The sequence below is a fragment of the Micromonospora sp. NPDC003241 genome, assembly GCF_053589795.1.
The window spans coordinates 272,386-286,232 of the sequence record NZ_JBSFSO010000003.1; the positions used below are offsets into that span (position 1 = coordinate 272,386).

General features: G+C 73.4%; 11 protein-coding genes. 2 read left to right on the forward strand and 9 right to left on the reverse strand.

Going from position 1 to position 13,847, the window contains the following annotated elements:
• Position 1 precedes the first annotated feature (1 nt).
• The 6 genes from ACWDVW_RS04560 to ACWDVW_RS04585 all read right to left on the reverse strand — a co-directional run bounded on the left by ACWDVW_RS04560 (position 2) and on the right by ACWDVW_RS04585 (position 6,379).
• Entirely contained in the window at positions 2–430 is a 429-nt protein-coding gene (locus ACWDVW_RS04560) for a phage tail protein (RefSeq protein ID WP_449944734.1), read from the reverse strand.
• Positions 427–3,594, reverse strand: coding sequence for a hypothetical protein (locus ACWDVW_RS04565; protein WP_449944737.1), 3,168 nt, complete (start codon positions 3,592–3,594; stop codon positions 427–429). The genes ACWDVW_RS04560 and ACWDVW_RS04565 overlap by 4 nt, the downstream gene beginning before the upstream one ends.
• Positions 3,595–3,600: 6 nt before the next feature.
• Positions 3,601–3,759: a DUF6760 family protein gene (locus ACWDVW_RS04570; RefSeq protein WP_350695530.1), complete on the reverse strand. Its 159-nt coding sequence runs from the start codon at positions 3,757–3,759 to the stop codon at positions 3,601–3,603.
• Positions 3,756–4,238, reverse strand: coding sequence for a hypothetical protein (locus ACWDVW_RS04575; RefSeq protein WP_449944741.1), 483 nt, complete (start codon positions 4,236–4,238; stop codon positions 3,756–3,758). Before ACWDVW_RS04575 ends, ACWDVW_RS04570 begins: the two co-directional genes overlap by 4 nt.
• Before the next feature lie 85 nt (positions 4,239–4,323).
• Positions 4,324–4,767 (reverse strand): phage tail protein, encoded by a 444-nt coding sequence (locus ACWDVW_RS04580; RefSeq protein WP_350695527.1) that lies wholly within the window; start codon positions 4,765–4,767, stop codon positions 4,324–4,326.
• A gap of 55 nt (positions 4,768–4,822) precedes the next feature.
• Positions 4,823–6,379, reverse strand: a complete 1,557-nt coding sequence (locus ACWDVW_RS04585) for a phage tail sheath family protein (protein ID WP_449944744.1) — start codon at positions 6,377–6,379, stop codon at positions 4,823–4,825.
• A gap of 239 nt (positions 6,380–6,618) precedes the next feature.
• Between ACWDVW_RS04585 and ACWDVW_RS04590 the strand changes: the two genes are divergently transcribed.
• Both ACWDVW_RS04590 and ACWDVW_RS04595 read left to right on the forward strand, forming a co-directional pair.
• Entirely contained in the window at positions 6,619–7,593 is a 975-nt protein-coding gene (locus tag ACWDVW_RS04590) for an alpha/beta hydrolase (RefSeq protein ID WP_449944747.1), read from the forward strand.
• 259 nt (positions 7,594–7,852) lie between these two features.
• Positions 7,853–9,316 carry a hypothetical protein gene (locus ACWDVW_RS04595; RefSeq protein WP_449944749.1) on the forward strand — a complete coding sequence of 488 codons (1,464 nt, stop codon included), beginning with the start codon at positions 7,853–7,855 and terminating at the stop codon, positions 9,314–9,316.
• A gap of 126 nt (positions 9,317–9,442) precedes the next feature.
• Here ACWDVW_RS04595 and ACWDVW_RS04600 read toward each other — a convergent pair whose 3' ends face one another.
• Genes ACWDVW_RS04600 through ACWDVW_RS04610 form a run of 3 tightly spaced genes read right to left on the reverse strand, consistent with a single transcriptional unit; the run spans position 9,443 to position 13,831 of the window.
• A complete protein-coding gene (locus ACWDVW_RS04600; protein ID WP_449944752.1) occupies positions 9,443–11,035 on the reverse strand; it encodes an eCIS core domain-containing protein in 1,593 nt (530 codons plus the stop codon).
• A 13-nt stretch (positions 11,036–11,048) separates the two neighbouring features.
• Positions 11,049–13,178 carry an ATP-binding protein gene (locus ACWDVW_RS04605; RefSeq protein WP_449944754.1) on the reverse strand — a complete coding sequence of 710 codons (2,130 nt, stop codon included), beginning with the start codon at positions 13,176–13,178 and terminating at the stop codon, positions 11,049–11,051.
• Positions 13,175–13,831, reverse strand: coding sequence for a DUF4255 domain-containing protein (locus ACWDVW_RS04610; protein WP_449944757.1), 657 nt, complete (start codon positions 13,829–13,831; stop codon positions 13,175–13,177). Before ACWDVW_RS04610 ends, ACWDVW_RS04605 begins: the two co-directional genes overlap by 4 nt.
• Between the last annotated feature and the right edge of the window lie 16 nt (positions 13,832–13,847).

A 13,847-nucleotide genomic window follows, 5' to 3' on the forward strand; every position in this document is an offset into this window, starting at 1 on the left:
GTCAGCCCACCTCCAGGAAGCCGTGGTAGGCGAGTTCGATGCTCTCCGTCGCGGTCTCCGAGCGGGCCGGGTCGAAGGACGGTCCGGTCCAGCGGACCAGGACGACGTCGGCCAGTCCCCACTGGACCAGCAGGGCCCGGTTGGGCTGTAGCGCCGCGATCTGGGCGGTGCCCCGGGTGACGCCCTGCGGCAGCTTGGCGAGCATCCGGGCCACCTTGGCGGTGTCCGGGATCAACGGTCGGGTGAGTGTGACGTTGGTGTAGCGCACCCGCGACGGCAGTTGCCAGACGAACCCGTTGTTGCCGCCCTCCTGGTGCTGCTCCACCTCGACCTCGCAGCCGAGCCCCTCGCAGGAGTTCCAGTCGCCGAGGTCGATGCCGTCGATGCGGAGCCGGAAGTGGACGCTGGTGCCGGGATCGATGTCGCTCACCGTCCACCGTCCAGCCACCGGCCGGAGCGTTCGCGTCCCCGCCGGAGTTCGGTCCGCAGCAGTCGGGAGATCGGTTCGACGAGGCGGTGGGCGAGTTCGTCCAGGGCCCGCCGGTCGAGGTGGTGGAACCGTTCGGCGCTGTCGCGGTCCTCGCGCCCACCGTCGCGTACCGCCTGCGCGCCGGTCGACCCGGCGGTGGCCCGGTCGGATCCGCCGGTCGTCGGGGCACGGGTGGCGGTCGAGGCTCCGGCCGCCTCCGGTCCCGTCCGCTGGACCACCGTGGTGGAGCGCGGCGGCGTCGGCGCGGGGCGAACGGTGTGGCCGCGCGGTGTGCGCTGGATCTGTGGTGTGCCGGTGGGCGTGCTCGCCGCGCGGGTCACGACCGCCGGGCGCGGAACCGGGCCGGCCAGCGGTGGCACCGACGCGGGGACGGTGGCCGCCGGGCGGATCGGTCCGGCGACCGGCCGGGCCGGTGACCGGGCCGGATGAGGCCCGGTGGCCGGGGTGGTCCGGGCGCCGGAACCGGCGACAGGTGCTTCTGGTCCCGCCATCGTGTGGGCCTTCCTGGTGCTTGCCGGAGTTCGGTTGGTCGTGGTCTCCGGTGCGCCGCCCGAGGACCGGACCCAGCGGACCGGCACCGCCGCCGAAACGGCAGGGGCGCGGGAACCGGCCGGGGTCCCGGGGTCCGTGCCGCGTCGGGGTGGCGCGCCGAGTCCGCCGGACCGTTGCAGGACCGGCGTCAGGGGTCGTTCGCCGAGGAGCGGGGCGCGACCCGCCGGTCGGTGGGCCGGGCCGGCGGGTCCGGACGCTCCGGCCGCCGTGCCGGGCCGCGTCGGAGCCGGACCGGCACCGGCCGTCGTCGTAGGCGCGGCCGCCGGGGAGTGGGCACGGCCGACGGGCGTCCGTGCCACGACGGGCGTCGCCCCCGGGTGGGGTCGCTCGGCCGCCGCCGGGGTGGTGGGCTCGGCGGGGTACGGCACCGGGCGCGTCGCCCGCTGCGGGAGGCCGGACCGGGCGGCATCCGACGGTGTGCCGCCGTTCGACGTCGGGGGCACCGGAGGCATGCTGCCGGTCCGGGGCGGGGATGCCGGGGCGGGGCCTGCGGCCCGGGCCAGGGGCGCGGTGCCGGCCAGCGGCGCCGAGGTCGGGCCTGCGGTCCGGGTCGCGGGCGCCGGGGGCGCGCCACCGGCACCGGCGCGGGGCGTCGAGGTCGGGCTTCCCGCTCGGCCCGGGGACGTGCTGCCGGTCCCGGCCGTGGGGGCCGGGCTTCCGGGGCGGGCCGAGGCCGTCTGGAGTGTGCTGCTGGTCCCGGGTCGGCCGGGACGGTCCATGGGCGCCGGAGGTGTGCCACGTGTCGGGGCGTCCGTGGGCATCGGGGCTGCCGGTGACGTGCCGTGCGGGCGGACCCGGGCGGTACTCGCCGACGGGAGGGCACCGGCGGCGGGGGAGACCGGCGGCGGCGCGGGTCGGTGGGCGGTGCCGCCGGAGTGGGGCGAGGGGCCGCCGGTGGTCTGCCGGGGCGGCACCGGGCCGGGGGTGGCCACCGGGCGGGCCACGATCCGTGGCAGGGCCGCGTCCGGGGCGAGCGGGGCTCCGAGGCCCACCGGCAAGCTGGGGGGAGGTACCGGCGGACCGCTCCGACCCGCCGGCACCTCCCGGAGCGGTGACCGACCCGGGCCGGACGGCCCCGCTCCGGCTTCCGACCTCGACGCGCCAGCACCGGATGGCCGTACCAGCGGACCGCTCTCCGGTCGGCCGGTGACGGCCCGGTCGGCCGGTGCGGCGGCCGGGGACTGCGGACCGGGTCCGGCGGGGCCGCCGGACCGGTGCGCGGGCGAGGTCCCGCCGCCTCCAGGCGGGGCCGCAGCAGCGCCGCCCGGCGAGCCTCCACCGACGACACTGGACCGCTGCACCGGTGCCGGGGTGCCGTCGCCCACATCGGACGGCGCGGCACCCGAGCCTCGACCTGCCGACCGGGGCAGTGGCTGGTCCGGGGCCGGACGGCGGGCGGACAGCACTGCCGGTGGCGCGTCCGGGTCCGGCGCCGGCATCACGATGGGCTCGCCGAGACCGAGTCGCGGGGGAGTGCCGCCGACGCGGGGAGCCCGCGCCACCGGGACCGATCCGGTCGTCCCGGTCGGCGCGGCAGGCGACGGGTCGCGGCGGGGCGGCGCGGTGGGTGCCGGGGAGCTGCCGGCCGGCGTGACCGGCACCGAGGCGCTGCCGGTCGGTCCGGCGGACATCGAGGCGCTGCCGGTCGGCGCGGTGGTCGGCGGGTCGCGGCGGGCTGGTGTGGTCGGCACCGGGGCGCTTCCGGTCCGTACCGGGGCGCTTCCGGTCTGTACTGCGGGCAGCGGGTCGTGGCGGGCCGGCGTGGTGGATGCCCGGTCCCGGCCACTCGACGTGCTGGGCACCGACGCAGGGCTGGTCGGCGCTGCCGTGCGGACGGCGGTGCCGGGGGCCGGTGCGGCAGAACCCGTGGGGTCCGAGCCGGACCGGGCAGCGGTGACGGGCGTCCGGGGAAGGTCGCTGGGGCCGGGTTGCCGGGCGGGCACTCGGCGCGGCGGCGCGGCGACCGGGGCGAGCGTCAACGGCGTACCGGCTCGGCGGGCCGGGGCGGGGCGGACCGGTCGGGACGCCACGGCGGTGGCCGGTGTCCGGGCCGGGCCGTCGGCCGGCGGACCGTCAGCTCCGGCCGGTGGTCCGGCGGGGGACCCCGACGGCGCACGGAGGACCGTCGGGAGCGCCGGGGCCGGTGGGCCCGGCTCGGCCGGGGAGGCGGCGGTGGCCCGGCGCTGCACCGGCAGGGCGGAGGCGGCGGGACGCTGTCCGGGCAGGGCGGTGCCGGTGGCGCGGGCCGGCTTCGCCGGGGGCACCGGGCGGAGCAGGTCGTGGGCCAGCCCGCTGGGCGCGTCGGGGCTGACCAGGTGGTGCAGCGGGCGTCGGGCGGTGGGGTCCTGCCAGGTGGCCAGCCGGTGCCGGAACCCGACCGGGTCGCTGATCGGCACCTCGACGCCGGCGAGCAGACGATCCATCGGCGGTACGCTGCGCCAGCCCCGGCCGTCGACGACCGGGGTGGGCGCCGGGTCGGCGACCGGGGTCGGGTCGACCGCGTCGGAGGGGACCGGTCCGCGCCACCGTCGGAGCAGGTCGCGTACGCCCATCGTGGATCACCGCCCCTCGTTGACGCGGGTGTTGATGGCGGCGATCTCCGCGACGAAGCGCCGTCGTTCGTCGTGACGCAGGTCGAGGATCTCGTCGCGGGACCAGTGGAAGTGGTAGGCGACGTACGCGACCTCCTCGTAGAGCCGGTCGGTCGCGTACGTCACGATTCCCCCGGGCGACCACCGGCCAGGTCCACCTCGAAGTCCGAGGTGCAGTGCGGGCAGGTGACCGCCGCGCGGGTGTGCCCCTCGGCGTTGATGCGGCGATAGAAGTCCTGCAGGAAGGTCAGATCCGAGGCGAACAGGCGTTCCACGTGTTCGGCCCGTACGTCGGTGATCGTGCCCAGCCGGGTGACGACCATGCTGAGCAGCACGACCGACAGGTAGGCGGGGTTGTCCTTGACCCGCAGGTCGACGAGCGGGCCGAGTTCGTCGCGGGCGGTCGCCAGCCGCATGGTGCCGTGCCGGTGCACGGTGCCGGCCTCGTCGACGTACCCGCGAGGGAGTTCGAAGGAGAACTCGGTCTGGAGCCTCGGCGGCTCGGGCGGTGGTGTGGCCCGGCCGGCCGGGGCGGCCCCGGAGTCGGAGTCCGAGCCGTCGAGCGGCTCCTCCGGGGCGGTGTACGAAACGGTCCGTCGTCTCATCGACCTCACGGCGTGCCGACCCGGCCCGGGCAGGGCCGGGAGTGGACGCCGCTACCTCCCTTCACGCGGTACGTGGCGGTGCGCCTCACGAACTGGTGATCTCCTCGAAGACGATCGTGATCTTCTCGGTGGCCGGGGAGGTGTCACCGGCCCGCAGGCTGGGGCCCTCCCACCGGCTCACCCAGGCGTTGGTCAGGTCCCACCGGCGCTGCTCCGAGTTCTCCGCGTCCACCACGATGACGCTGATGTTCTGCCGGGCCGTGTTGATCGCGCCCTTCTCGTACGTGTCCTTGATCCATTCGGTGAAGGCGCTGCTCTTGTCCAGGCCGCGGGTGATGGTCACCTCGCCGCCCTTCCGGGCCCCCGGGATCTTGCGGATGATGTACTCCCCGGTCGGGGTGACCTGGGTGACCTCGATCGCGTCGAGTTCCACGGTGAGGCCGCTGACCTCCTGGACCGATTCGACCCGTGCCTTGCCGAGTTCCACCTGGAACCGGTGGGTAACGAAGGTATCGCCCGTCTCCGCCATCGCTGGCTACCGTCCTTTCCTAGCCGTCACAGGTCTGTGGTGCGTACGCGTCGGGTCACTCGGAGACGAGGCTGGTGCTGTCGGAGTACTGCGACATCCGGAAGACGACGAACTCGGCGGGGCGTACCGGGGAGACGCCGACCTCGCAGACCACCCGGCCGAGGTTGACCGACTCCGGCGGGTTGGTCTCCCGGTCGCACTTGACATAGAACGCCTCGGCGGCCGTGCTGCCGAACAGCGCCCCGCTGCGCCACTCCTCGGTGAGGAACGCGGCGATGTTGCGCCGGATCGTCCCCCAGAGCCGCTCGTCGTTGGGCTCGAAGACCGCCCACTGGGTGCCGAGCAGGATCGACTCCTCGATGTAGTTGAACAGCCGGCGCACGTTGATGTAGCGCCAGGCGGGGTCCGAGGAGAGGGTCCGGGCGCCCCACACCCGGATCCCGCGACCGGGGAAGGTGCGGATGCAGTTCACCCCGATCGGGTTGAGCAGGTCCTGTTCGCCCTTCGTCACCGAGTTCTGCACCTCGATCACGCCCCGGAGCACGTCGTTCGCGGGTGCCTTGTGGACCCCGCGCTCCGCGTCCGTACGCGACCACAGGCCGGCCACGTGCCCGCTCGGCGGCAGGAACCGGTGCTGCCCGCTGGCCGGGTCGAACACCTTGATCCAGGGGTAGTAGAGGGCGGCGAACCGGGAGTCGTACCCGGCCTCCTCCTGTCGCCAGGTCAACACCTGCCGGGCGGTCAGCTCCGGCGGCGGGTCGAGCAGCGCCATCCGGTCGCCCATCTGCTCGCAGTGCGAGATGACCGCCAGTTGGACCGCCTTGACGTCCTCCAGGCTGATCCGGCCCTGCTGGTAAGCGCTCATCAGGTCGGGCACCGCGACCATGGTGATCTCGTCGACCGCCTCCAGCCCACCGAAGCCGGTCCTCGCGTCCGCGTCACCGACGTAGTCGTCGGCGGAGATCCGGGCGGGCAGCCCGGCGTCCTCGGTCGGCACCGGCGGTACGCTCACCGACTGCTTCGAGGGCCGCGCCAGCGAGCCGGCCGGTGCCGCCTCCTCGACCGCGATCAGCTTCGACCGTTCCCGCACCTGGTTGACGACGTACGCCTTGGTGTTGCGCTTCGCGGAGACGTCGAACGCCTCCCGTTCCGTGCCGCCCTGCCGGACCACCAGCCGGAAGCGGTCCTCCGGCACGGACTCGCCCTCGACGTCGGCCACCTCGACGGTGAGCTCACCGCCGTCACCGGAGCCGGGCAGGGCGGTGACGGTGTAGGTGCCGAGCGCCACCGACGGCCCGGTGACCGTGCGGCCCGCCCTGGTCGTCCCGGTCGCCTCGGTCGCAGTCTCCGACGCACCGACCCGCACCACGTAACAGATGCCGCCGCCGTTGGCGAAGTAGCCGTACACCGCGTGCGCGAGGTAGGCGTCGTCGAGCGCCTCCCCGAACGTCTGGACGAACTGGCTCCAGTTGGTCACCAGGGTCGCGGTGTGCAACGGCCCCCTGGCGGCGAAGCCCACGAAGGCGGCGACGGCGGTGCCCACACCCTCGATCGGGCGTGAACCGCTCGGCACCTCCTCCACGTACACCCCGGGTGACAGGTACGACGGCATGACACGCTCCCTCGGGCACGACGGCGATCCGTGAGGAGAAGTCTGGTCACGCCCGGTGCCGGCAACCATGACTCGACGGGCGGGCGGCGGGGAAGCGGCCGCTACCCGAAGGGGCAGTCCACCGGGAGTGCCGTCAGATGGCGGATGTCTTTCCGGACGGAGGCCGGAGAGGCTCCGCGTACCCGGGGGACACCTCGGAGTCTCCGCCGCGTTCGCGGCCCGGATCCCGGGAGTGGTCGATGCCCATCCTCAGGCGAGACGTTCCCGCCGGGATCGTGCTGGAACCCGCCGCCCGACAGTTCGCCGAGGCGACCGCGCGCCCGCCGTACCCGCACGAGCTGGGGCCGGAGCGGAGCCGGCGGGTCCTGGACGACCTCCAGTCCGGGAACCTGGCCAGGCCCGACGCCGACCTGGACGAGCGGGTGGTGCCCGGCGGGCCCGGCGGCGAGATCGTGGTCCGGGTGGTCCGGCCGGCCGGTGCCATCGGCCGGTTGCCGGTGATCCTCTATCTGCACGGGACCGGCTGGGTCCTCGGGAACTGCCGCACCCACGACCGGCTGGTCCGGGAGTTGGCCGTCGGCACCGGGGCCGCGGTGGTCTTCCCGTACTACAGCCTCGCGCCCGAGGCGTGCTATCCGGTGGCGGTCGAGGAGTGCCACGCGGTGCTGCGCTGGCTCACTGGTGCGGGCGCGGCCGACCTGGACGGGGAGCGGATCGCGGTGGCCGGTGACTCGGTGGGCGGCACGCTCGCGACGGCGGTGACGCTGCTGGCGAAGCGGCGCGGTACGCCGAGACCGGTCGGTCAGGTGCTCTTCTATCCGGTCACCGACGCCCGCTTCGACACCGCGTCGTACCGGATGTTCGCCGAGGGCTTCCACCTGCGCCGGGACACCATGCGCTGGTTCTGGGACCAGTACGCGCCGGACGAGGCGGTGCGGGCCGAGGTGGCGGCCTCACCGCTGCGGGCGGCCCCGGAAACCCTCGCCGGACTGCCACCCGCGCTGGTCATCACCGCCGAGGCCGACGTGCTGCGGGACGAGGGTGAGGCGTACGCCCACCTGCTGCGGTCGGCCGGTGTGCAGGTCTCGGCGACCCGCTACCAGGGGATCGTCCACGACTTCGTGATGCTCGACGCGCTGCGCGGCACCGAGGCGGCCGAGGCGGCCATCAACCAGGCGGTCACCTTCCTCAAGCGGACCCTGCGGCTGGCCTGAGCGGTGCGCCGCCGATGCCCGCCCGCGTCGCCGGCACTTCCCGATCCGCCCCGCGTGCCTTACCCGGAAATGTGCCCTCGCGGTCACCGTCGACTGCCCACCCGGCCGCGCAGACTTGCCGGACGGCAGGAAGATCCAGCGGGCCGGAAGGAGCACGATGCGGGCCGGAGAGTGGCGCCAGGACCAGGGCGAGCGCGATACAGCAGGGTCGGTCCGTCGCGGTGGCACCACGTCCGGTGCCCGGCCGGAACATCCGATCATGGCGCTTCAACACGCCGCCGGGAACGCGGCCGTCGCCGCGGCGATCTCCGGTGACCACGGCAGCGCACCCGCCCTGCCGGTGCAGCGGGCACCCGGCGGTGCCCAGTCGGCCTCGACCGAGCAGGCGGCACCGGACTACACCGCGCGGCTGTCCCGGGGACCGCTGCTCAGCGCCGCCGAGCGGGAGGCGGGTCCGGACAGCGAGACCGGGTCGCGCGAGGAGGCACAGGCGTACCTGGACGCCAGCAAGTACTACGACTGGCTGCAACTGCCGCCGGGGAGACGGCTGTTCGTCGCGACCCTGGCCTGGGAGCAGCGGGCGGATACCGCAGGGATCCGCGACACCCCCGCGTACGTGCTGGCCCGGGGCATCATGATGCGCTCCGCACCCGAGGGCGACCCGCTGCGCGAGGAACTGGAGGCGGAACTGACCAGCGACGTGCGCGACACGTTCGCCGCCACCCTCGCCGCCCAGGATCTCCAGGCCGGCCAGGAGAACACCGAGGGACTCAGCGCGCAGCAGATCGATGAGTTCAACCGAAAGAACCAGCAGGCCAACACGCTGCTCCGGCGGCTGTTCGTGATCATCCAGCAGGGTCTGGAGGTGGCCGGGGCCGAGGGCAAGAACTCGGCGGACCGGCAGTGGCGCCGCCACACCGGCGCCGTGGCGCGGGCCCTCGCGCACGGCGGACGGGTCAACGTCCGGGTGGAGATCCCCCGGGAGGAGACGGCGGAACCGATCGGTGGCAGGTCGCTGCCGGAGTGGTTGGGGATGCGGAACCTGCCGAAGCGGGCGTTCAGCACGCACGACATGACCGGCGGCAGCGAGGAGACGCTGCGCGAGGTCGGCGCTGTGAAGGCGACGGCCGGCAAACTCTTCAAGTACCCCCGTCGTGACGAGCGTGGCGCGGACATCGCGGCCGGCGGGATCGGCAGCCGTGACTTCAACGGTGACGTGGTGCTCCCCAACGGCGTGCACGGCCACATCCTGCTCGTCTACAAACCGCCCACCAGCAGCGACATCGGCTGGCTCCAGATCGGCCTGGAGACCACCGCCCCCGAATCGGTGGCGGATACGTTGCTGCACGCGGTCGGGCTGTCCAAGCCGGATCCGAACGCCCCGAGGAATCCGGTCGGATACCGCCACACCGCCAAGTCCACCGAGGCGACCGCCAACCCGGCGTCCAGCGTCGGCGGGCTCAAGCAGGACAAGATCGGGGTGGGCAAGCTGGACACCATGCGGGTCACGCTCGGCGGCGACTGGCTGAGCAAGCTCAAGGCGGAGGACGCCAAGTTGACCGAGCAGATCGGCCGGGCGGACCGGGACGAGAGCAGGCTGCGGGAGATCTTCTCCGCGCTGGTCGGCACCGGCGACGACTACGCACAGCTCGTCGCCGACGAGCCAGCCGCCGCCGCGCCCGAGCCCGACGCCCCGGACCGGATCGGACCCGCCCCGAGGTGAAGCCAGCTTCGGTCATCCACCGAGAGACACCACTCGGGGCCACCATCGACGGCCCGCCACTATCGGCCCACACCGCGCATGTGGATGTTCATTCCTCATCTGCGCGCCGGGCGACTGCCGATGCCCCTACTGCCCCTCATCCGGGGCGGGTTGCCCGGATTGCTTATCTAGACTCGGCAGCGGTCCCCAGGTCAGCGACTTCGAGTACGCGCTGTTGGTGAGCACGTCTTCGATAGTGGTCGCCTCGACCCCCTTCGTTCCCTTGTCCAGCTCATAGATCTCGTGTCCATCATCCCCATATCGGGTTTGGGCTGCATTCTCCTTGTTCTTTCGGGTGTTGCCGGTCGAGAGTGCCACGTGTGCGGCGGCCCCGAAGATGACCACATACCCCTTGGGAATTTTCATTCCTAGATCGATGTTGACCGCGAGTTCGCCGTCTTCTGCCACCAGCCTCCCGGCGGGTGAGTTCAGGATTTTCTGCGCAAAGACAGGGGCGGCCTCGGCGTCGTCGCGATAGATGGCGTCATTGATGTAGCCTGCGTCGACGAGGTTCTGCTGATGTGCGGCAAATAGAACCGCTTCCCAGCAGTTCATCTTCTGCGGGTTCGGTAATTCGCCGCGCAGGAATCGGGCGAAGTCCTTTCTTCTGCTCATCGCGCGCGGTAGCCTCAACTTCTTGATCGCCTCCTCCGGGAAGCTGGCCCCGTCCCACTTCAGCTCTCCTTCGAGTTCGATCATCTTGTCCGCGTGGCTGGATTCCGCCTTTTGGAACTCCAGGGCCTTCGACCCGAAATCGTCGAGCAGGGTGTCCAGTGCCTCGGGAGTCACTTTCTGGACATGTTCTTGCATATTCTCTGTCGACAAGCCGCGCTCGTCGATGAGCCACCGCGTGAAGCGGGAGCGCCATTCGTCGTCAGACCAGGAAATGTGCTCCTGGTTCGACTTCTCCTTGACTTTGGCCGCATACTCGTCATTCGTCATCCGCTGCACGGCCGGCTGCTCCTTCCCGGCGATGGATCCACCGCCGACGTGGGGCCGTGCGGGATTCTGCGGGTGGCGTCGTTCACCGGCTCGCGCTGCTGCCAGGGGTTGCTCGCGTGACGGGGCTCCCATCACGCGATTGGCGTTCGCCTCCGCCGCCCGCTCGAAGGCGTCGCCCGGGTCGGAGACCCGCTGGCCGTGACCGTTGTCGGTGCCGGCGACCGGACCGGAGCGCTGCTGGATGACGTGGGTGAGTTCGTGGGCCAGGGTGTGCCGGTCGCTCCCGCCCCGGCCGATCACCACGTGCGATCCCGACGTGAAGGCGCGGGCGTCCACCTCCGCCGTCGAACGCTCGGCGAGCGCGCCGGTGTGCAGGCGTACGTCGGAGAAGTCGGCGCCCAGCCGAGCCTCCATGTCCTGCCGTACCGGCCCGGCCAGCGGGCTGCCTGAGGAACGCAGCACCTCGTTCACCGCCGACCGTTGGATCGGTTCGGACTCGTGGCCGTGGTCCGGGTCGGCGCAGCGCATCCGCTGCACCGCCCGGGTGGCGGCGGCGTTGCCGGCCCGGTGTTGCAGGTCCAGGATGGTGGCCGCCGCACCGGTCGGCCCGACTCCGGTTGCCCCGACGGGCACCGCACCCGTCTCCGATCGGGCCTGCTCGGCACCGGTGGTCTCCGGTCGGGCCGGCGTGACGGGGCGGGCCGAGACGTCGCGGCCGGCTGGATCGTGTGCTCGCATCGCTGCCCTCTCGTCAGTGGACCCGCGCGGGATCCCCGCGTGGTTGGTGCACGCCGAACTCGCTCTCCAGCAGCAGCCGGCCGAGCTTGCGGTACTCCCGCTGCACCGCACCGACCAGGTCCGCCATCCGTACCGGCCGGCCGGCCTGCGCCGCCAGGTAGGCGGCGGTCACCACGCAGGCCCGGATGCTGCCGCCGGCCAGCTCGAAGCTGCGGGCGCAGAAGTCCAGGTCCAGGTCGGGGTCGCGGGGCAGTTCGGTGCCGAGGCAGCGGTCCCAGAGCGCCCGCCGCTGCGCCACGTCCGGCATGGCGAAGTCGACGATCAGGTCGAGCCGCCGGGTGAACGCCTCGTCCAGGTTGGCGCGCAGGTTCGTGGTGAGCACCGCGACGCCGTCGAAGGACTCCATCCGTTGCAGCAGGTAGGCGCTCTCCAGGTTGGCGTACCGGTCGCGGGCGTCCTTGACCTCCGACCGCTTGCCGAAGATGGCGTCCGCCTCGTCGAACAGCAGCAGCCCGTTGACACCAGCCGCCTCGGTGAAGATCCGTTCCAGGTTCTTCTCCGTCTGACCGACGTACTTGTCCACCACCGTGGACAGGTCCACGACGTACAGGTCCAGACCGAGGTCGGCGGCGACCACCTCCGCCGACATGGTCTTGCCGGTGCCCGAGTCACCGGCGAACAGCGCCAGCACCCCGCGCCCCCGCCCGCCACCGGGACGCATCCGCCACCGGCCGAGTACCCGGTCCCGGTACCGCACCCGCAGGGCCAGCTCCCGCAACTGGTCGTGCACCTGGTCGGGGAGCACCAGATCAGCCCAGCCGACGCCGGGTTCGATCCGCCGGGACAGCCGGGCCAGGCCACCGGCGTTCTGTCCGCGTACCCCCGCGCGCAGGTGGTTGGCGTCCACCCGGTCCGCGCCCGCGAAGAGCGCGAGTTGGTCGGCGGCCTGCGCGGCCCGCCGGATCTGGTCCGGGCCGAGCAGGTACGCCGCCAGCTCCCGCGCCGGGTCCACGCCGTCGGTCCAGCCCTCGGGCCGGTCGGAGGCCCGCGCCGCGCCCGCCGTGCGCCACAGCCGGGCCCGGCCCTGCTCGTCCAGCGGCGTGGCGGTGACCAGCAGCGGCGCCTGCCGACTCCAGTGCGGATCCCACTCGACCGTCCCGGTGAGCAGCACCGGCACCGGCTGGTCGGTGACCCGACGCAGCAGCCGGGCATGTGCCGGCACGCCGATCGGGTCGAGTGCCTGGACCGGACCGGCGACCAGGCCGGCACCGCGCAGCCGAGCCTCCCGCACCACCACGGCCAGCACGTCGGCCGGGGCCGGCTCGGCGGCCAACGCGTCCAGGTCGAGCCGGAGCACCGCCCAACCGGCCGAGAGCAGCGCCGCGACCCCCAGGTCGTCGGCGACGGCGCCGGGCTGTTCCCGCAGGTAGGCCCGGCGCACTCCGGCGCGTACCGCCGCGCCGAGGCGGTACGCGGTGTCCGGCGGCGGGGCCGTGTCGTCCCCGACGGGCCAGGCCAGCTCGGTGAGCCGGGCGTCGACGGTGTCGTCGCCGAGCAGGTACCCGGCCACCCGGTCGGGCACCCGCAGCGACCGGGACAGGTACGGCTGGTCCGGCTGCTCGACCAGCAGCAGCCCGCCGCCGACCAGGGGTGCGGAGGCGGCGAACCGGGACCGGCCGGCGACCGCCGAGGCGGGCAACCCGCACAGCTCCAGGGCCAACCCGATGGTGGCGCGACGCCGGCTGACGTCGTCGTTGAGGTAGCCGTAGAGCTTCTCGTACCGGGCCTCGACGTCGGGCAGCAACGCGACCAGCAGGAAGTCCACGTCCAGCGCGCTGAGTCCGAACCGGCGGGCCAACCGGAGCAGTCGCGGCTCGTGTCCGTCGGGATGTAAGGAGGGGTCCCCTGCTAACGCCTCGTGTATAGCAGGGGACCCCTCCTTACTCGGCACCCCGACGGTTGCGGCAGCTCGGGTAGGGGCGACAGCCAGGCGTTCGGCGTGGTCGGCCGACACGTACAGCCCACGGAAGGCGTCGTCCGGGTCGGGGTCGTCCCGGCGGCGCTCGGTCACCGCGCGGCCTACCCGCGCGGCGAGCAGCCCGAGCCGCTCCGACAGGTACGCCGTGTCGTCCGCCTCGCTCACCGCAGACCGCCCGGCCCGGGGAACCGACCGTCGCCGTCCCGGCGGGGGTTCGCCATCGTGTGCGTACGCCGACTCACCCGCGCCCCGGCGACGTCGCCGACCTGGACGGTCCGCTCCCGCACCGGCGGGGCGGCCGGCGACCGGCGGGTCGAGACCGGGGCGGTGACCACCAGGTCCAGCGATGGTTTGAGCTCGCCCCCGAGCGCGGTCCAGACGTCGGCCAGGGCACGTCCCTCGCCGGGCGGCGCGGCGACCGACAGCGGTACGGCCAGGCCGAGCGCGGCCAGCGATCCGGTCAGCCGCTCGGTCGGCACCTCGTCGTAGCGGATCAGACCGGCCAACAGGGTGGCGAGCAGGCGGTGCTCGTCGGTGGGTCGGTTGGTCCACGCGGTGACCAGATAGGAGAGCGCGAAGAAGTGCGGGGAGTCGTGCCAGGCCACCGTCTGGCCGGTGTCGTCCCGCTCGGCGACCCGCCCCTGGAAGTACCGGGACCGGTCCTCGCGGATGTCGTAGAGGAACAGGTTCACCGTCGGTGCGTTGCGGCGGGTCGCCCAGTCCCGGGTGGGTGCGTCGAACGACACCTCCACCCCGGTACCCGTCAGCGCCTCGGTGGCGACCAGCCCGCGCAGGGCCTCGTCGATCTCGTGTATCACGCGCCCGCTCCCATCG